This is a genomic window from Duganella sp. Leaf61 (assembly GCF_001421905.1).
GTDB classification, from domain to species: Bacteria; Pseudomonadota; Gammaproteobacteria; order Burkholderiales; family Burkholderiaceae_D; genus Rugamonas; species Rugamonas zoogloeoides.
The window spans coordinates 157351-175174 of the sequence record NZ_LMLM01000033.1 but is presented as its reverse complement, the minus strand read 5'-3'; the positions used below and the strand labels follow the sequence as shown (position 1 = coordinate 175174).

The 17824-nt window shown below is 63.5% G+C and carries 18 protein-coding genes; 15 read left to right on the top strand and 3 right to left on the bottom strand.

Annotation, left to right across the window (positions count from 1 at the left end):
- Positions 1-4 precede the first annotated feature (4 nt).
- The 3 genes from ASF04_RS25920 to ASF04_RS25910 form a co-directional block, all read right to left on the bottom strand.
- Complete coding sequence (locus tag ASF04_RS25920) at positions 5-1855, bottom strand: type II secretion system protein GspD (RefSeq protein ID WP_056148384.1); 1851 nt, start codon at positions 1853-1855, stop codon at positions 5-7.
- A gap of 64 nt (positions 1856-1919) precedes the next feature.
- Positions 1920-2867 (bottom strand): ExeA family protein, encoded by a 948-nt coding sequence (locus tag ASF04_RS25915; RefSeq protein ID WP_229205208.1) that lies wholly within the window; start codon positions 2865-2867, stop codon positions 1920-1922.
- Positions 2867-3583 (bottom strand): ABC transporter ATP-binding protein, encoded by a 717-nt coding sequence (locus tag ASF04_RS25910; protein ID WP_056148381.1) that lies wholly within the window; start codon positions 3581-3583, stop codon positions 2867-2869. The genes ASF04_RS25915 and ASF04_RS25910 overlap by 1 nt, the downstream gene beginning before the upstream one ends.
- Before the next feature lie 176 nt (positions 3584-3759).
- Here ASF04_RS25910 and ASF04_RS25905 point away from each other — a divergent pair, with 176 nt between their 5' ends.
- From ASF04_RS25905 to ASF04_RS25835, 15 genes are all read left to right on the top strand, one after another.
- The gene (locus ASF04_RS25905; protein ID WP_056148378.1) at positions 3760-5463 is read left to right on the top strand and encodes a GspE/PulE family protein; all 1704 of its coding nucleotides are present in this window, start codon (positions 3760-3762) and stop codon (positions 5461-5463) included.
- A gap of 1 nt (position 5464) precedes the next feature.
- A complete protein-coding gene (locus tag ASF04_RS25900; protein ID WP_056148376.1) occupies positions 5465-6694 on the top strand; it encodes a type II secretion system F family protein in 1230 nt (409 codons plus the stop codon).
- Positions 6695-6704: 10 nt separating this feature from the next.
- Entirely contained in the window at positions 6705-7226 is a 522-nt protein-coding gene (locus tag ASF04_RS25895; RefSeq protein WP_056148373.1) for a prepilin-type N-terminal cleavage/methylation domain-containing protein, read from the top strand.
- A 51-nt stretch (positions 7227-7277) separates the two neighbouring features.
- Positions 7278-7817: a type II secretion system protein gene (locus ASF04_RS28610; protein WP_056148369.1), complete on the top strand. Its 540-nt coding sequence runs from the start codon at positions 7278-7280 to the stop codon at positions 7815-7817.
- A gap of 45 nt (positions 7818-7862) precedes the next feature.
- Positions 7863-8462 carry a Tfp pilus assembly protein FimT/FimU gene (locus tag ASF04_RS25885; protein WP_056148368.1) on the top strand — a complete coding sequence of 200 codons (600 nt, stop codon included), beginning with the start codon at positions 7863-7865 and terminating at the stop codon, positions 8460-8462.
- Entirely contained in the window at positions 8452-9093 is a 642-nt protein-coding gene (locus ASF04_RS25880; protein WP_056148365.1) for a type II secretion system protein, read from the top strand. Before ASF04_RS25885 ends, ASF04_RS25880 begins: the two co-directional genes overlap by 11 nt.
- The gene (locus ASF04_RS25875; RefSeq protein WP_056148362.1) at positions 9093-10073 is read left to right on the top strand and encodes a type II secretion system protein J; all 981 of its coding nucleotides are present in this window, start codon (positions 9093-9095) and stop codon (positions 10071-10073) included. Before ASF04_RS25880 ends, ASF04_RS25875 begins: the two co-directional genes overlap by 1 nt.
- Positions 10070-10552, top strand: a complete 483-nt coding sequence (locus ASF04_RS25870; protein ID WP_056148360.1) for a hypothetical protein — start codon at positions 10070-10072, stop codon at positions 10550-10552. Before ASF04_RS25875 ends, ASF04_RS25870 begins: the two co-directional genes overlap by 4 nt.
- A gap of 139 nt (positions 10553-10691) precedes the next feature.
- Positions 10692-11636, top strand: a complete 945-nt coding sequence (locus tag ASF04_RS25865; protein ID WP_056148357.1) for a hypothetical protein — start codon at positions 10692-10694, stop codon at positions 11634-11636.
- A complete protein-coding gene (locus ASF04_RS25860) occupies positions 11633-12316 on the top strand; it encodes a hypothetical protein (RefSeq protein ID WP_056148354.1) in 684 nt (227 codons plus the stop codon). Before ASF04_RS25865 ends, ASF04_RS25860 begins: the two co-directional genes overlap by 4 nt.
- On the top strand, positions 12313-13197 hold the full coding sequence (locus tag ASF04_RS25855; protein ID WP_056148351.1) for a type II secretion system protein M: 885 nt from the start codon (positions 12313-12315) through the stop codon (positions 13195-13197). Before ASF04_RS25860 ends, ASF04_RS25855 begins: the two co-directional genes overlap by 4 nt.
- A gap of 158 nt (positions 13198-13355) precedes the next feature.
- Positions 13356-13724: a hypothetical protein gene (locus ASF04_RS25850; protein ID WP_200931148.1), complete on the top strand. Its 369-nt coding sequence runs from the start codon at positions 13356-13358 to the stop codon at positions 13722-13724.
- Positions 13725-13731: 7 nt separating this feature from the next.
- On the top strand, positions 13732-15516 hold the full coding sequence (mshL, locus tag ASF04_RS25845; protein ID WP_056148345.1) for a pilus (MSHA type) biogenesis protein MshL: 1785 nt from the start codon (positions 13732-13734) through the stop codon (positions 15514-15516).
- A 2-nt stretch (positions 15517-15518) separates the two neighbouring features.
- Positions 15519-16412, top strand: a complete 894-nt coding sequence (locus ASF04_RS25840; protein WP_056148342.1) for an ExeA family protein — start codon at positions 15519-15521, stop codon at positions 16410-16412.
- Entirely contained in the window at positions 16409-17668 is a 1260-nt protein-coding gene (locus tag ASF04_RS25835; RefSeq protein WP_056148340.1) for a M48 family metallopeptidase, read from the top strand. Before ASF04_RS25840 ends, ASF04_RS25835 begins: the two co-directional genes overlap by 4 nt.
- Positions 17669-17824 lie beyond the last annotated feature (156 nt).

The following is a 17824-nucleotide window of genomic DNA, read 5'->3' as shown; positions in this document are numbered from 1 at the left end:
AAGCTCATGATCCGTTGGCCTTGGCGGTAGGGACAGGGTAGGTGGACGGTACCGGGTACGGTTCGGTGTCGGGCTCGCCCGGCAGCAGGTCGCGGTAATTCTTGTAGTCGCCGTTGACGCTGGCATCCTTGATCACGATCGGCCGCATGAAGATCACCAGCTCGGTCTTGGTGCTGGTTTCATTGCGGTACGAGAACAGGTCGCCGATCACGGGCACGCTTGAGAGCAGCGGGATGCCATCCTTGAGATTGTCCACGCTGTCCTGCATCAGGCCGCCCATCACGGCGATCTGGCCGCTCGGCACCTTCATCAGCGATTCCAGTTCGCGCGCCTGGATCACCGGCACCCGGCTGACCACCTTGGCGTCGGCCAGCGCCGGGTTGGGATCGTTGACGTAGCCGACGATGCGGGTAATGGTGGGGCGGACGTTGATGGTGACTTCGTCGTTGTCGGCAATTTGCGGCGTCACGCTCATGACGAAACCTACCGGCACGGTTTCGAGCTTCGATTCGTACACCGGCTGCGAAATCGGATTGCCGTTGGTGCCCAGCACGGCCGGCGTCACCTTGATCGAGAAGAACACATTGTTATCGACCACCTTGAGCAGCGCGGTCTGGTTGTTCATCACGCTGATTTTCGGGCTCGACAGCACTTTTACCTTGCCGAAAGATTCGAGTAACTGGATCGCCGCTGTCAGGTTGCCCAGCTTGCCCGTCGCCGAGTAGCTGAGCAGGAAGGCGCCGGGACTGGTGCCGGGATTGACGCCGCTCGGCAAACCGGTCTGGCCCACCGACTGCTGGGTGAACCGCACGTTGCCGCCCGAGAGCGTGGACCAGTTGATGCCCTGCTGGTAGTTATTGCTCAGTTTTACTTCGAGCACGGTGGCTTCGATCAGCACCTGCCGCTTGGCTGCGCCGAGCACGATCTCGAGAAACTCGCGGATTTTCTCGTGCTGGCGATTGGTGGCGCGCACGGCGATCAGGCCGCCCTCGGCATTGACCACGACCGAGTTGGTGGTGGCGTTGCGATTGCCGCCGAAGGCGCCGCCATCGAATGGCGACGGCGTACTTTGCTGGTTCTGCTGGCTATTGCTGCCCTGGGCGCCTTGCTGCTGGTTGGCCTGGCTGGGCGCGGGCGCCGCCAGCGGATCGACCAGCTTGTCGTTGATGGTGGTCGGGCGCAGCATGTCGCGGATATTTTTTTCCAGGCTGTACCAGAAATTGTTGTCCGAGCGGTTGTTGACCACGGTGGTCGAGTTATTGCTCGGATTGTTCGTCGAACTGCTGCCGCCAAACGAACCGCCGCCCGTGCCGCCACCCTGGCCGGTACCGGTAGTCGCGCCCACCGGGTTGGACGCGCTGCCGCCACCGCCGGTGGTGGAAATCTGGGTAGCGATATTCACGCTGCTGTTAGTGCTGCGCGCGATGTTGACGTAGTCCACCTTGTAGTTGCGCCACTCTGGCGTGTCCGGCAATACGGTCAAGGTGGTGCCATTGATCTCGTAGCGCATGTCCACCTGGCGCTGTATGCGCGACAGCAGCTGCGGCAGGGTCTGGTCGAGCGCGTTCAGGGTGACGCTGCCTTCCACGCCAGGATGAACATCGACGTTGAGGCCGGCGTCGCGTGCCAGCGCGAACAGCAGCGACTGCACCGGCACCTTGTGCACGGTCACGCTATAGGTTTCCACCTTGGCCGTCGGCTTCGGGGGCGGCAGCATGGCGCTTTGGCGCACCGGTTCGGGAATCGCCCCGGCGGCGCGCGGCGCTTCCGAAATATGGGTGGACGAGGGCGGCAACGCGCGCGTGGCGCATCCCAACAAGAGCATCGGTACAAGCGAACAGGCTAGTTTTTTCATTGAGTCTTTCCGGCCCGGTGACACTGCAGGATATTGTAAATTTGCAATTTTAACGACCATGATCTTACAATTCAGAAGCCGTCGCAAGGACGCTCCAACAGATTGCAACAAATAGCAGGCACAGCAAACACGCCATTACAACACTGCGTGGTTGCAAGCCTGCAAACCGTGCCCGGCGCGCAGACCGGTACGACCGGAACGGCGACTCGGCAATCGCCAGCCGGGCATGGCGCGCTTCCACCGTCGCCGCATCGTCGGCAAACGCCGCCAGCAGCGCCTTGTCCGCCAAAATATTGATGCGCCGGACGATGCCTTCCGAGGCGTCGCCGATCAGCCGCACTGCATCGCTGCTGAACACGGGAGCGCCGTCATGGCCGGCCGCTGTCAGCCGGAACGCCAGGAACTCCGCCACCAGCGACTGCGCCAGGGCCGGCACCTCGAAGCTATGGGTGATGCGTTCCTTCAGTTGCCGCATCGACGGCAAGTCCAGGTGGCGGTTCAGCTCGGGCTGGCCGAACAGCACGATTTGCAGCAGCTTGCTGCTGGCCGTCTCCAGGTTGGTCAGCAGGCGGATCGCTTCCAGCGTATCCAGCGGCATGGCCTGCGCCTCTTCCACCAGAAGCACCACGTTGCGGCCCTGGCCATGCAGGCCGATCAGGTGCGTCTGCACGGCGCGCTGGATTTCATCGACCCGGTAGCCGCGCGTGGCCAGGCCCAGCTCGGCCGCAATCGCATATTGCACTTCCACCGCGCTCACATTCGGGTTGACCAGGTAGATCACCTCGATATGGTCGGGCAGGCGGCTTTCCAGCATGCGGCACAGCATGGTCTTGCCGGTGCCGACTTCGCCGGTCACCTTGACGATGCCTTCGCCGTGGCATACCGCGTACAGCAGCGCCTCGAGGATGTCGCCGCGCATATTGCCCGAGTAAAAAAACGCCGGGTTGGGCGTGATGCCGAACGGCGTTTCGCGCAGCCCGAAGTGTTCCTGATACATTGCCGTGGTCGCCATCATGCGATGCTGGCCAGAAAGGCCTGCTCCAGGGTGGCGGCGTGGTAGTGCGCGCGGCACTCGGCCGGGGTGCCGGTAAACCGGATCGCGCCATCGTGCAGGATGGCCATGCGGTCGCACAGTTCATCGACGTCGGCCAGCGCGTGCGACGTGAAAAACACCGTGCTGCCGCGCTGCTGTAACGCGCGCAATTGCTGTTTCAACAGCGCGCGCGCTTTCGGATCGAGTCCGCTCATCGGCTCGTCCAGCACGTACAGGCGTTTATTGGACAGCAGGCAGGCGGCCAGGCCCAGCTTCTGGGTCATGCCTTTCGAATAATGGCGCACGGTTTTCTTCAGCGCGGCCGGGTCGAGGTCGAGTGCGGCCAGCATGGCGGCCACTGCCGTTGCATCGACCTTCAACCCCTGCAAGGTCAGCAGGTACTTGATGAAGTCGGCGCCGGTCAGGTAGTAAGGTGGCGTCAGGCGCTCGGGCAGGAAGCCCAGCGGCGCGCGGCTGGCCGGACGGTCGTGCGGCTGGCCGAAAATGGCGATCTCGCCACCGTCGAGCGCGCAGAAATCGAGCAGGCACTTGATCAGGCTGGTCTTGCCGGCGCCATTCACGCCCACCAGGCCGAAACATTCGCCCGCGTGCACCGCCAGATCGACTCCTTGCAGCACGCCGGCCTGGCCATAGCGTTTGACAACTTGCTGGAAGCACAGGGCGGTTTCAGTCATCGATGCGGGAGGAGAATAGCCGGTGGGAAACAAGGTAACACTGTAGCGTATCCGTGCGCGGAATGCGACATCGTTTCGTCTTTCTTCATCGCAAATGTCACATTCTCGTCTAGAATGTCTGGCAAGTTGTCTTAGGGTATTTTTTGATGCCCGCCCGAATCTAACAAGGAGCAGGTATGGCAAGGCCCGAAAAAGTCAGACTGGGGGAAATCCTGGTGCAGCAAAAGTTGCTGTCGGAAGAGCAACTGGGCCTGGCGCTGACCGAGCAAAAGCGCAGTGGCCGCAAGCTGGGCCGGGTGTTCATCGAGAACGGCTACGTGACCGAGGAACAGATCTCCAATGCGCTGGCGCGCCAGCTCAGCATTCCTTACCTGAACCTGAAATTCTTCAACGTCAATCCCGAGATCGTGCGCCGCTTGCCCGAGACCCAGGCGCGCCGCTTCCGCGCGCTGGTGCTCGAAGACCGCCAGGGAACGCTGCTGGTCGGCATCTCCGATCCGACCGACCTGTTCGCCTACGACGAGATCGCCCGCATCGTCAAGCAACCGATCGAGCTGGCAGTGGTCAACGAGACCGAGGTGCTGGGCGTAATCGACCGCATCTACCGCCGCACCGAGGACATCTCCGACCTGGCGCGCGAGCTCGAACAGGATCTGGGCGATGTCTCGGTGGACTTCGGCGCGCTGGCCGCCAACCCCAACCTGGAAGAAGCACCGATCGTCAAGCTGCTGCAGTCGGTGTTCGACGATGCCGCCCAGGTGCGCGCCTCCGACATCCACATCGAGCCGCAAGAGGGGCGGCTGCAAATCCGCTTCCGTATCGACGGCGTGCTGCACCTGCAAACCGAAACCGATATCAAGATCGCGCCGTCGCTGGCGTTGCGCCTGAAGCTGATGTCGGAGCTCGATATTTCGGAAAAGCGCCTGCCGCAGGACGGCCGCTTTGCCGTGCGCGTGCGCAACCAGCGCATCGACGTGCGTATTTCGACCATGCCCACCCAGTACGGCGAATCGGTGGTGATGCGTTTGCTGAACCAGGGCGGCACCCAGTTGCGGCTCGATGCCATCGGCATGCCGCGCGCGCTGGTGGAAAAATTCCGCGCCATCGTCCAGCGCCCCAACGGCCTGGTGCTGGTGACCGGACCCACCGGTAGCGGCAAGACCACCACCCTGTATTGCGCGCTGGCCGAACTGAACTCGGTCGAGAAAAAGCTGATCACGGTGGAAGACCCGGTCGAATACCGGCTTTCCGGCATCAACCAGGTGCAGGTCAACGAAAAGATCGAGCTCGACTTTGCCCGCGTGCTGCGCTCGGCGCTGCGGCAGGATCCCGACATTGTGCTGGTGGGCGAGATGCGCGACCAGGAAACCGCGCAAATCGGCCTGCGCGCCGCCATGACCGGCCACCTGGTGCTGTCCACCTTGCACACCAACGACGCCGTCAGCACGCCGCTGCGCCTGATGGACATGGGCGTGCCGCGCTACATGGTGGGCAGCTCGCTGCAGGCGGTGCTGGCCCAGCGCCTGGTGCGCACCATTTGCGAAAGCTGCACCACCCCGTACGAACCGACGCCGTCCGAGCGCGAATGGCTGAGCCTGGAACTGAATGACAAGGTGGACATGGCGCGCTACTTCCACGGCAAGGGCTGTTCGCACTGCAACGGCATGGGATATCGCGGCCGTACCGGCGTCTATGAATTGCTGGAAATGACGCGCGCCGTGGTCGATGCCGCCAACGATCCGAATCCGTCGCACTTCCTGAAAGTGGCGAAGCAGCAAATGGCTGGCGAAACCCTACGCCGCCACGCCGTGCAACTGGTGGTGCAGGGCCGCACCACCATCGCAGAAGCGATGCGCATCAGCAACCAGATCGAGGAATGACGTGCCGTATTTCGCCTACAAGGCCCGCAACGCGCGCGGCGAACTGATGCAAGGTGTGCTGGAAGCGGCCGACAGTGGCGCCGTGGCCGACCAGCTGTTCAACACCGGCCTGACGCCGATCGAGATCACCGTCACCCAGAAGCGCGTGACCGACGGCGGCGAGGGCTGGTGGGCCAAGCTGCTGGAAAAGAAGGTGACGTCGATGGACGTGCAACTGTTCAGCCGCCAGCTTTATACGCTGCTCAAGTCCGGCGTACCGATCATGCGCGGCCTGGCCGGTTTGCAGGAGTCGGCGGTCAGCAAATCGTTCGGCAAAGTGATCAAGGATTTGCGCGAGTCGCTCGATTCCGGCCGCGAGCTGTCGGCCGCCATGCGCCGCCACCCGGATGTGTTTACGCCGTTTTACCTGTCGATGGTGCGGGTGGGCGAGATGACCGGCCGCCTGGAAGAAGTGTTCCTGCGCCTGTTCGACCACCTGGAATTCGACCGCGACATGCGCGACCGCGTGAAAACCGCGCTGCGCTATCCGAGTTTCGTGGTGCTTGCGATGATCGCTGCCATGGTGGTGGTCAATATGTTCGTCATTCCCGCTTTCGCGGGCGTGTTTGCCAGCATGCACGCCGAGTTGCCGTTGATGACGCGCATCCTGATCGGCTTCTCCAACTTCACCGTGCGCTACTGGACGCTGCTGGCGGCGCTTGCGGCGGTCAGCATCTTCGGTTTCCGCAGCTGGGTGCGCACTCCCGGCGGGCGCTATCGCTGGGACAAGTTCAAGCTGACCATCCCGGTCGCCGGCAAGATCATCCTCAAGGCCACGCTGGCGCGCTTTGCCCGTAGCTTCGCGCTGTCCTCGCGCAGCGGCGTGCCCATCGTCCAGGCGCTGACCGTGGTGTCGCAGACAGTCGAGAACACCTACCTGTCGGCGCGCGTGGAGCAGATGCGCGACGGCGTGGAGCGCGGCGACAGCATCCTGCGCACGGCTGCTGCTGCCGCCGTATTTACGCCGGTGGTGCTGCAAATGATCGCGGTGGGCGAGGAGAGCGGCGCCATCGATGACCTGATGGACGAGGTGGCGCAAATGTACGAGCGCGAAGTCGATTACGAGCTCAAGACCCTGTCGGCGCAGATCGAGCCGATCATGATCGTGTTCCTCGGCATCATGGTGCTGATCCTCGCGCTTGGTATTTTCCTGCCGATCTGGGACCTGGGCAAGGCGGCGCTGCCGCACTAGGCGCGCCACCATGAACCCGATGACAATATTTGTGACGCCAAAACAACGCGGTTACACGCTGCTGGAATTCGCGGTAGTGGTCGTCGTCGTGGGCGTGCTGGCGGCGGTGCTGCTCGACCGCATGGCGTATTACCAGGTGCAGGCCGAGCGTGTTTCTTTGCAAACAACTGTTGCCAACTTGAGATCCACGGTGCAAATTCGAGTAGAGCAAGCTAAGTTGCCGGGCGGTAGTTTAGATTTAACGATGTTGGCCGAAGAAAATCCATTCGATTGGTTAAAAAGCAAGCCTGTCAATTATGCAGGGGAATACTATTCGCCCTCGGAAGAGCAGATTGGCGCCGGTAACTGGTGTTTCGACCGCAGCGACAAAAGCGTCGTGTATTTGTTAAATAATTCAGAAACTTTTTCCGGTCCAAAGACTATGCGCTTGAAATTCAAGGTAAAATTATTGCACTTGCTCAACACCTCTGGCGCTGTGGGAACTGGCGCCGGCCCGGTGGTCGGTATCGACATCGAGCAAGTGAAAGCCTGACGCGAGAGCGCGTCGCCTTTCCTCATTCAATGTCCGATTTGGAGAAGTTCAATGAACAAGCAAGCGATGTCTGTCACCCGCGCCCGTGGCGCCCAGTCGGGTTTTACCCTGATTGAACTGATCGTGGTGATCGTGATCCTCGGTATTCTGGCTGCGGTGGCATTGCCACGTTTCACCAACCTGAGCGGCGATGCCCGGGCCGCGTCGCTGAGTGCCGTTCGTGGCGCGATCGCGTCCACTGCTGCTACCGCGCATGGCGCCTGGTTGCTCAATCCTGCCGTTGCACCGTCCTTTGAGGGCCAAGACGTCGCCATGGTCAACGGATACCCTCAGGCTAACCAGGCGTTCCTGACCGCAGCCGGCTTTGCTGCCGATAACACTGACTACACAATCATCGGCGGCACTGGCGCGGTAGTTGCCGCTACAACCACGAACCCTGGCGCCAGCGCGACGGAATTCGCGATTGTGCCGCGCGGAATTGCCGGCACTGCTACTGCTCTGACTTGCTTCGTACGCTATACCCAGTCGATTGCAGCAAATACGCCACCGGTCATTACGACAGCGCCAACCGCAGCCAACTGCCGCGGATAGCAAGTTCGCTGTTGAGGGCAGTTAATGGTTCGCCACCGGCTCTGCTTGCGCGCTAGCCGCGCCGGCTTCACCATGGTCGAGCTGATCATGGTGATGGTCCTGATCGGTATCCTGGGCGCGGTGGCCGGCAGCCGGTTCTTCGACCGCGAGGTCTTCGAAGCCAGGGCATATGCGGACCAGGCCAAAGCCCTGATCCGCTACGCCCAGAAGCTCGCCATCGCACAAAACCGCCCTGTTTTCGTGCGTTCCACGCCCAACGGTTTCGCGGTCTGCTTCGATCTCGCCGTCAACGCGACTTCAGGCGCGCGCACGGTCTGCAATACGGCCGGCGCCCTGGCCCAGGCGCCGGGTGGCGCCAACAATGGCACCACCGCCACGCGCGCTTTCTGCATCGCTCCCGACAATCTTTACATTGCCAACTGGGCCTGCCTCGGCCGTCCGCCATCGGTGGCCATTGCCAGCACGGCTGCGCGCAATGAAATGGCTGACACCGGATTTTTCTTTTTCGATTCGGCCGGACGGCCGTTCAACCGCAACGACACCGTCGGCGGCACTTCCAGCTTTGCCAGGCTGACGCTCAACGTCGACAGCGGCAACCAGCGCGCCACGCTCAATATCGAGGCGGAAACCGGTTATGTTTTCTAGGCGGGTTTCCAGGCGTGCACGCGGCGTCACCATCATCGAACTGATCGTCTTCATGATGATCATGGGTGTGGCGGCGGCCGGCATCATCGGCGTGATCAACCTCAGCAATAGTCAGAGTGCCGAACCGTTGCGCCGCAAGCAGGCGCTGATGATTGCCGAAGCCCTGATGGAAGAAGTGCAACTGGCGCGCTTCAGCTTTTGCACCCCCGCCGATCCGAACGCCGACACCGTTGCCAACCAGGCCGCCTGCGCCTTCCCGGTGCAAATCGGCGCGCGCGCGGCCGGCGCCACGCGCCCGTACGGCAATGTCGCGGAATATGCAACGGTGGCCGGCACACCTGAGTCCACCTTTGTCAATGCCGATGGTGTGGACATCGATATCAGCGGCCGCCCGCTCGGCGTGGACAGCAGCGGCAACACCATGGGCAGGTCCTCGCTGGCGCCCATCCGCTCCACCGTCACGCTCAACTTTGTCGGTGCACTGGGACCTGCCGGTGCGACCATCGCGTCCAGCGCCGCCGCACTGAACGCGCTGCAGATCACCATCGTCACCACCTACGGTAGCGGCGCCAACGACTTCGTGCGCCTCGACGGCTACCGCACGCGCTACGCGCCCAACCTGGTGCCGTGATGACGCCCAACCTCATGCCCAACATGGTTTTCAAACGCCCCCAGCGCGGTTTCACGCTGGTGGAAATGATCGTGGCGATCGTGCTCACCACCATCATCGCCGGCACCCTGGTACTGTTCATCCGGCGCCCGGTTACCAGTTACCTCGACAGCGCCGGCCGCGCCGAGATGACCGACGTGGCCGACCTGGCTCTGCGCCGCATGGCGCGCGAAATCCGCGCATCCCTGCCCAACAGCGCCCGCCTGACGCCGCCCAGCGATCAGAACGGCGGCGTACTGACCCTGGAATTCATCCCCACCTTCGGCGGCGGCCGCTACCTGTCGGTGGAAGACAGCACGGTCAACGGCACGCCGCTCAGCTTTACCAACCTCACCGCCAATACCTTCAGCGTGGTGGGCAGCGTGCCGCCGATCCAGTTGCCGCCAGCGCGCCAGGATTACCTGGCAATTTACAACCTGGGCGCGGGCTTCCAGGATGCCGATGCTTATGCCGGGACCAACCTGGCGCGCATCATCGGTCGGCCGACAGTGACGGCAGGCGCGCAGACGATCCAGAACATCAGCTTCAGCAGCCTGGTGGCGGCCGATCTGCCCGCCGGCAGCACGGTGTCCACGGTGGCCAATCCGTTTGCGGTGCCGGCCAACGCGGCCACGCCGCGCCTGGCCAATATGTCGCCGGACCAGCGCTTCCAGGTGGTGGGCAAGCCGGTGATTTTCCGCTGCGCCGGCAACGCCAGCGGCACCGGCACTCTGACGCGGTCGGTCGCGGCCACGTTCAGCACGACGCCGTCGGCGCCGGACGCTGCTGCCGGCGTGCTGCTGGCCAACAATGTCGTGGCGTGCGATGTCACCATCGCCAGCAACGCCCATCGGCAATCGGCGCTGGTAGGGCTGACGCTCACGCTGGGCCGGATCAAACCGGAAGGCGGCCTGGAAACGGTGACCTTGATCCATCAAATCCACGTGGACAATACGCCATGACCGTGCACGCCATGAAACGACTGGCCCACCGGCCCATGCTGCGCAAGGCATCCGGCGTGGCAATTGTCACCGCGATCTTCCTGCTGGTGGTGCTGGCCGGCCTGGCCGTCGCGGTGGTGTCGCTGACCGGTGCGCAGCAAGTTACGCGCACCCAGGACGAGCTGGGTGCACGCGCCTACCAGGCAGCGCGGGCAGGCATGGAGTGGGCGCTGTTCAGGCAGCTTCAAGACCGCAGCTTCAACTGCGCGCAAATCAGCACCTTCGCGCTGCCGGCCAATACCACGCTGTCGGGCTTTACCGTCACCGTGCGCTGTGAAGGCCCCTCTGCCGGCTTCGGCGCGGCAGGTGGCGGTACCGACCCCACTGCCGGCCGCATCACCATTACCTCTACTGCATGTAACGGCGTGTCCGGCGCCGTTTGCCCCGCGCCGACGAACAGTCCCGACTATATCCAGCGCGTGGTGAGGGCGCAATTGTAGGCACTCGGAATCGCGGCGCAGCGTGAAAGAAACAAGCTGCACGGAAAAATGTGTATTTTTACGGCATGAATGTCAAATATTGTAAAGATCTGCCGTAAGTTGAATATAATCAATGACATAACCACAGAGAAGCACGCGCATGGGATTTTTCACAAGAACTAAAAAGAAGGAAGGCTGGATTACCGTCTCCTTTTTGCGCGACGGACTGTGCGCTGCCCGCATCCAGCGCGTGCGCGACGGCAAGGCCGTGGTGGAACTGTCCGCTTTCCATCCTGCCGCCGACAGCCGCGCGCCGGCCTCGCTCGAACGCGCCGCGAAAGACCTCAAGCTGGCCAACTACCAGCTCGGCACCATGCTTGGCGGCGGCGAATACCAGCTGCTGACGGTGGAGGCGCCCAACGTGCCGCAGGACGAACTGAAAACCGCCGTGCGCTGGCGCCTGAAGGACATGCTCGACTTTCACGTCGATGACGCCACCATCGACGTGCTCGATATCCCGGTCGATCCCAACGGCATGTCGCGCGGCCATTCGATGTTCGCGGTGGCCGCCCGCAACGCGGTGATCCAGGTGCGCCAGGCGCTGTTTGCCGAAGCCCAGCTGGCGCTGACGGTAATCGACATCCCCGACCTGGCGCAGCGCAATATCTCGGCGCTGCTGGAAGTCGATGGCCGTGGCCTGGCCATGCTCTCGTTCGACGGCGACGGCGGCTTGCTGACGATTACGTTCAAGGGCGAGCTGTACCTGTCGCGCCGGATCGACGTCACCATCGCCCAGCTGCTGGAACCCGATACCGACAAGCAGCAAATCTGCTTCGACAAGATCACCCTGGAACTGCAGCGCTCGCTCGACCACTTCGACCGCCAGTTCAATTATGTGAACGTGAAAAAGCTGCTGCTCGCACCCACTGGCGCGCCCGGCCTGCACGAATACCTGGCGGCCAACCTGTACACGCCGGTCGAGGCCATGGGCCTGGAGGACGTGTTCGACCTGAGCCAGGTGCCAGCCTTGCGCGAAGTGGAACAGCAGCAGCGCTTCTTCCTGACCCTGGGCGCGGCCCTGCGGCACGAGGAGGTGGTGCTGTGAGCCAGCAGATCAACCTGTTCAACCCGATTTTCCTCAAGCAGAAGAAGATTTTTACGGCAGTGCCGATGGCCGAGGCGCTGGGCGCCATCGTGCTCGGCACGCTGCTGATGACCTGGTACGCCAGCCATAATGTCGCGCAGCTGGAGCAGCGCGCAGCCAGCGGCAAGACCTTGCTGGCCGAGCGCGAGCGGCGCCTGCAGGACGCCAACCGGCAGTTCGCGCCGCGCCAGAAAAGTGCTGCGCTGGCCACCGGCGTGGCCCGGGCCCAGACCGAACTGGCGGCGCTGCGCCGGGTGGAAGATTTCATCAAGCAGGGCACGCTGGGCAACAGCGCCGGCTATGCCGCTTACTTCCGCGCCTTCGCGCGCCAGAACGTCACCGGCTTGTGGCTGACCGGCGTTACCATCACCGGCGCCGGCACCGGGATCGGCTTGCAGGGCCGCGCCATGCAACCGACCCTGATCCCGCAATACATCGGCCGCCTGAAAACGGAGCCGGTGATGCAGGGTAAAACCTTTGCCAGCCTCGACATCGGCCGGCCCGACGTGACAGCCACGCCCGTGATATCGCCAACTTCCAGCGCTGCAGGGCAACCGATGACTGCGCGACCGGCAACCGGCATCACGGCGGCGCCGTACGTGCAGTTCAGCCTGCAATCGACGGGAGTGCAGGCCAAATGAAACAATTGAAAAATACCTGGAACAAGCTCAGTGCCAAGCTCGACGCGATGACCTTGCGCGAGCGGGCGCTGGTGTTCGTTGCCGCGACCGGCCTGATCCTGTTTCTGCTCTACACCATGGCGGTGGAACCGCTGCTGGTCAGGCAGACCACGCTGCTGGCGCAAATCCAGCAGCAGCAAAACCAGGTCAGCGGCATCGATACGGAAATTGCCGCCCGCGCCCAGGGCTTCGTGGTCGATCCCGATGCCGAGGCGCGCGCGCAGTTGCAGCAGGCCCGCGCCGAGATCGACAGCATCGGCGCCAAGCTGGTGGCAGTGCAAAAAGGCCTGGTGGCGCCAGAGAAAATCGCGCCGCTGCTCGAACACCTGCTGCAAGGCGGCAAGTTGAAACTGGTGTCGCTGCGGACCTTGCCGGTCACCGGCATGAACGAAGCAGCCGGGCTGGCCGCGCCTGCCGCGCCTGCCGAATTCCAGGCGCAGGACCCGGCGGCCGCGCTGGAACCGGCCCTGCAACAGTCGGCCTTGCAAAAGACGCCGCCTCCTGCCACGCCAGCAGGTGCGTTGACTGCTGCGCCAACAACCGCGCCAACAACCGCGCCGACCAGCGCACCGCCAGCCGCGCCCCTGCCAGTAGCGCAACCGGGTCCCGGCAGTGTTGCCGGCGCCGAGGTCAAGGCGCCGGAACTGCTGTACCGGCACGGCGTGGAAATCGTGGTGCAGGGCAGTTACCTGGAGATGATCAACTACATGCAGGCGCTGGAAGCGTTGCCGGTGCAACTGTTCTGGGGCGGCGCGCGGCTCGATGCCCAGCAGTATCCCGAGGCGCGCCTGACCCTCACGCTCTACACCTTGAGCCTGGATGAGAAATGGATGAAACTATGAGCGGGGCCGCCGTTCGCCTGGCTGCTGGTCCAGGGCAGGCGCAGGCCTGGTTGCCGGCGTTGGGTCCGATGCTCGTACCCGCCCGGGTAGCAGCGGTGGTGCCGGCGCTGATGTCCGCGCGTGTGCCCGCACGTATGTCCTCGCTTGTGCACGCGCTTGTGCCCGTATTCTTGCTGGCCCTGGCCTGCGCCGCGTCGGGGCCGGCCCGGGCGCAACTGGCCGACCCCACCCGGCCACCGCCCGAGGCACAACTGGTCGCCGGCGCGCAGGCGGCGCCAGTGCGCAGCGGCCCGCAATTGCAGTCTGTGCTGAATGGCAACCATGGCCGCCAGGTGGCAGTGATCGACGGCCAGGCGTTGCGCGTGGGCGACAAGATCAATGGCGCAACCCTGGTCCAGGTAGGCAAGGACCAGGTCGTGCTGCAACACGGACGCGTACGCCAGGTCCTGAAACTGTATCCCGATGCCAGCGCCGCCAACGGCACGGTCCGGCGTCAACGCGCCTCCAATACCGCACCAGAGAATTGAACCGATTATGCAAAAGCACCTGTCCATCGTCGTCCTGACTACGCTGATTTTGAGCGGCTGCCAAACGGCGCCCAAGCGCGACACCTACAACCAGATCGGCGCCGAGGTCGATAGCGCACTCAACGCCAAGCCGCCGGCCGCCAGCCAGGCCGATGCCGTGGCCAGCGCCTTGTTGCCGCCGGTGGCGCAATTGACCGAGCAGTTGCCCAAGGCGCGCGCGGTGCTGGAAGAGCGCTTCAATGTCTCGTTCAACAATGTGCCGGTCCAGCAGTTCTACAATTCCATCGTGGCCGGCACCCGCTACAACATGCTGATCAACCCCGAGGTGACCGGCAATATCACGGCCAATCTCAAGGACGTGACCCTGTTCGAAGCGCTGGAGGCGATCCGCGAACTGTACGGCTACGACTACAAGATCGACGGCACCCGCATCTACATCCGTCCGCTCACCATGCAGACCAAGATGTTCAAGGTCAACTACCTCACCGCTACCCGCAAGGGCGTGTCGAGCTTGCGCGTGTCGTCGACGTCGGTGGCCAATGCCGGCACCAGCAGCAGTGGCAACAACAATAGCGGCAATGGCAACAACGACAATTCCGGCAATAACGGTAACAACAACGGCAATAACGGCGACAACAGTGGCGGCAGCCGCTCGCAATCGCAGCGCGATGCGGCCAGCGTGCAGACCACGTCGGCCAGCGACTTCTGGGTGGAACTGAAAACCGCGCTCGACGCCATCGTCGATAGCGGCACCGACGGCCGCAGCGTCACCATCAGCCCGCAATCGGGCGTGATCGTGATCCGCGCCATGCCCGATGCGTTGCGCAACGTCGATGAATACCTGCGCGCCACCCAGATATCGGTGGACCGCCAGGTGATCCTGGAAGCGAAGATCCTCGAAGTGGAATTGAACAGCAACTTCCAGAGCGGCATCAACTGGTCCGCGTTCGGCAAGCTTAGCTCCAACAGCCGCATTTCTGCCGGTCTGGTGCAGCCGGGCACCGCGTTGGCACCGCTGGGCGCCAACAATGCGGGAGTGACGGTCAATAACGGCAGTATCATCGCCAACCCCGGTGCGGCGCTCGGTGCCGCCGGCGACGCCATGGGCTCGCTGTTCGGCCTGGCCTTCCAGACCAGCAATTTTGCCGCGCTGATTTCCTTCCTCGAAGGGCAGGGCACCGTGCACGTGCTGTCGAGCCCGCGCATCGCCACCCTCAACAATCAAAAGGCGCTGCTCAAGATCGGTACCGACGAATTCTTCGTCACCGGCGTCAGCACCACCACCAACAACAACGCCAACGGCACCGGCGTGACCACGCCAAGCGTCACGCTGCAACCGTTCTTCTCCGGCGTGGTGCTGGACGTGACGCCGCAGATCGACGACCAGGGCAACATCATCCTGCACGTGCACCCGTCGGTGAGCCAGGTATCTACCGTCAACAAGGCGGTCAACCTTGGCGTGGCGCTGGGCAGCCTGTCGCTGCCGCTGGCGTCGTCTTCCACGTCGGAGATGGACAGCATCGTGCGCGGCCAGAATGGCCAGGTGGTGGCGATTGGCGGCCTGATGCGCCAGTCGACGACTTCGGACCGCTCCGGCGTGCCGGGCATCGGCGGCTTGCCGGTGGTAGGGGCGCTGTTCCGTTCGACCGGTGAAGTGGTGCAGAAGCGCGAGCTGGTGGTGCTGATCAAGCCGACCGTGATCGAATCGACGTCGGACTGGAACCAGGATCTGCTCGACAGCAGCCGCCGCATCAAGGATCTCGATCCGCACCGTCGCGGGGGACGTCCGTAGCCATGTACGCCAAACACTTCGGTTTGCGTGAAGCGCCGTTCAACATCACGCCGGACACCAGCTATTTCTTCACTTGCCCGCATGCGCAGGAGGCGTTGAATACCTTGCTGGTGGCGGCCAGGAGCGGCGAAGGCTTCATCAAGATCACCGGCGAAGTGGGCACCGGCAAGACCCTGCTGTGCCGCAAATTCATTGCCACTATCGGCCCCGGCTTTGTCACCGCGTACATTCCCAATCCTTTGCTGGAGCCGCGCACCCTGATGCTGGCGCTGGCTGACGAGCTGGAAATCGCGCTTGAGCGCGACGTCGATCAGCACCAGCTATTGAAATCGATCACGGCGCGCCTGATCGAGCTGGCCCAGCAGGACCAGCAGGTGCTGCTGTTGCTCGACGAAGCGCAGGCGATTCCGGTCGAAAGCCTGGAGGCGCTGCGCCTGCTGTCGAACCTGGAAACGGAAAAGCGCAAGCTGCTGCAAATCATCCTGTTCGGCCAGCCCGAACTCAATGTGCGCCTGCAGGACAATGCGATCCGCCAACTGGCCCAGCGCATCACTTTCCACTATCACCTGGGACCGCTCAAGCGCGACGATATCGAATATTATCTGGCGCACCGCCTGCGGGTGGCCGGCTACGACGGCAGCCGCCTGTTTACGCGCGGTGCGGTGGCGCGGCTGTACGGCGCCAGCGGCGGCATCCCGCGGCTGGTGAACATCATTGCCAACAAGGCGCTGATGGCGTGTTTTGGCGAGGGGCAGCAACAGGTGAGCCGTCGTCATGTCAGCCTGGCGGCGCGTGACACGGTGCAACCGCGCTCGAAATCCCGGCTGGCGTGGATTACGGCAGGCACAGCAATTCTGGTGGCCGCTTGCGGCCTCACTTGGACACTGAGCAAATGAGTCTGATCAATAAAATGTTGCAGGACCTCGATGCACGCGGTGGCGCACGCGAGAAAGATTTGCAGCAACGCGAACTGAAAGCGGTGCCGCTGCCCGAACGCGAGCGCCGGCCGCTGGTCTACGCCGGCGCCGGCGTGGCGGTCGTGGTGGCGGCAATCGCCGGCTGGTATGGCTGGAAATTCGCCCACCGGCCCGCGCCGGGACCGGTGCCGGTGATGGCAGCGCCGCCAGCGCTTGCGTCAATACCAACTCCGGCTTCAGGGCCTGCCGCAGTGCCGGCCGGGACATCGCCTGATGGATCGGCTGTGACGCCGGCCGCGTCATCGCCCGCAACGGTGGCTGCGGCGACGCCTGCAACGGCGGCTGGCAACTCGACTGCTACGCCGGCGGCAACGTCAACTGGCACCGCCGCTGCAACCTCGAGTGGTACAGCGGCCGGCACGTCGAATCCTGTGGCGGCTGGCGCGCCGTCAACGGCAGCGCCGGCGATACCGGCCAGTGCTGCCGCAGCCGCAGCGCCGCCTTCCGCGCAGGCGGGCAGTGCCGCCCCCGCACGTGCCGCCGCTGCGCCTTCCGCCACCGCTGCGGCCACCCGGCGGACAGCGGCGGCCGACGCCGGCACGCCACGCCAGCCGCGCCAGGGTGTCGCCCATGTCGACGGATCGGTCACCACCAAGCCGGAACTCACGCCCAAGCAATTGTCCGAAAACACTTACCGCCGTGGGCTGGCATCGTTGCAGGACGGCCGTGTGAACGCTGCCATGGCCGACCTGGACCGCGCGCTGGAAATCGATCCGCGCAACGACGCGGCGCGCCAGACCTATGTGTCGCTGCTGCTGGAAAATCGCCGGCCCGACGACGCCATCCGCCAGTTGCGGCTGGCGCTGGGCATCGATCCGCGCCAGCCGGGCCTGGCCATGGTGCTGGCCCGGCTGCAACTAGAACGGGGCGGTCCGGCGCTGGAAACCCTGATGACCACCTTGCCATATGCCGCCGCCAACGCCGACTACCAGGGTTTCCTGGCTGGCGTGCTGCAACGCGCCCAGCGCCACGCCGAAGCGGCCCAGTACTACCAGGCGGCGCTGAAGCTGGCGCCGCTCAACGGCGTGTGGTGGATGGGCCTGGGCATCTCGCTGCAGGCCGACCAGCACAAGGCCGAGGCGCGCGAAGCGTTTACCCGCGCGCGCACCGGCAACGGCATCACGCCGGAGCTGCTGGCCTTTATCGACCGCCGCCTCGATCAGTTGTCACATTAAGCCCGGGAGTGCGGATGGTGGTGTAGTGTTTTTTGCAACGATGAGAGTGCCAGTCAATTAATATGAGAGTTGGGTGATAGTCGAAGACGTGCCTTAATATTAAGATCATGGTGATTATTTTAATAAAAATCACATAACATCTGATTAAGGCTCGGC

Coding starts and splice junctions, on each gene's coding strand:
- ASF04_RS25920 (WP_056148384.1), bottom strand. CDS start 1,855: ATGAAAAAACTAGCCTGTTCGCTTGTACCGATGCTCTTGTTGGGATGC.
- ASF04_RS25915 (WP_229205208.1), bottom strand. CDS start 2,867: ATGGCGACCACGGCAATGTATCAGGAACACTTCGGGCTGCGCGAAACG.
- ASF04_RS25910 (WP_056148381.1), bottom strand. CDS start 3,583: ATGACTGAAACCGCCCTGTGCTTCCAGCAAGTTGTCAAACGCTATGGC.
- ASF04_RS25905 (WP_056148378.1), top strand. CDS start 3,760: ATGGCAAGGCCCGAAAAAGTCAGACTGGGGGAAATCCTGGTGCAGCAA.
- ASF04_RS25895 (WP_056148373.1), top strand. CDS start 6,705: ATGAACCCGATGACAATATTTGTGACGCCAAAACAACGCGGTTACACG.
- ASF04_RS28610 (WP_056148369.1), top strand. CDS start 7,278: ATGAACAAGCAAGCGATGTCTGTCACCCGCGCCCGTGGCGCCCAGTCG.
- ASF04_RS25880 (WP_056148365.1), top strand. CDS start 8,452: ATGTTTTCTAGGCGGGTTTCCAGGCGTGCACGCGGCGTCACCATCATC.
- ASF04_RS25875 (WP_056148362.1), top strand. CDS start 9,093: ATGACGCCCAACCTCATGCCCAACATGGTTTTCAAACGCCCCCAGCGC.
- ASF04_RS25870 (WP_056148360.1), top strand. CDS start 10,070: ATGACCGTGCACGCCATGAAACGACTGGCCCACCGGCCCATGCTGCGC.
- ASF04_RS25865 (WP_056148357.1), top strand. CDS start 10,692: ATGGGATTTTTCACAAGAACTAAAAAGAAGGAAGGCTGGATTACCGTC.
- ASF04_RS25855 (WP_056148351.1), top strand. CDS start 12,313: ATGAAACAATTGAAAAATACCTGGAACAAGCTCAGTGCCAAGCTCGAC.
- mshL (WP_056148345.1), top strand. CDS start 13,732: ATGCAAAAGCACCTGTCCATCGTCGTCCTGACTACGCTGATTTTGAGC.
- ASF04_RS25840 (WP_056148342.1), top strand. CDS start 15,519: ATGTACGCCAAACACTTCGGTTTGCGTGAAGCGCCGTTCAACATCACG.
- ASF04_RS25835 (WP_056148340.1), top strand. CDS start 16,409: ATGAGTCTGATCAATAAAATGTTGCAGGACCTCGATGCACGCGGTGGC.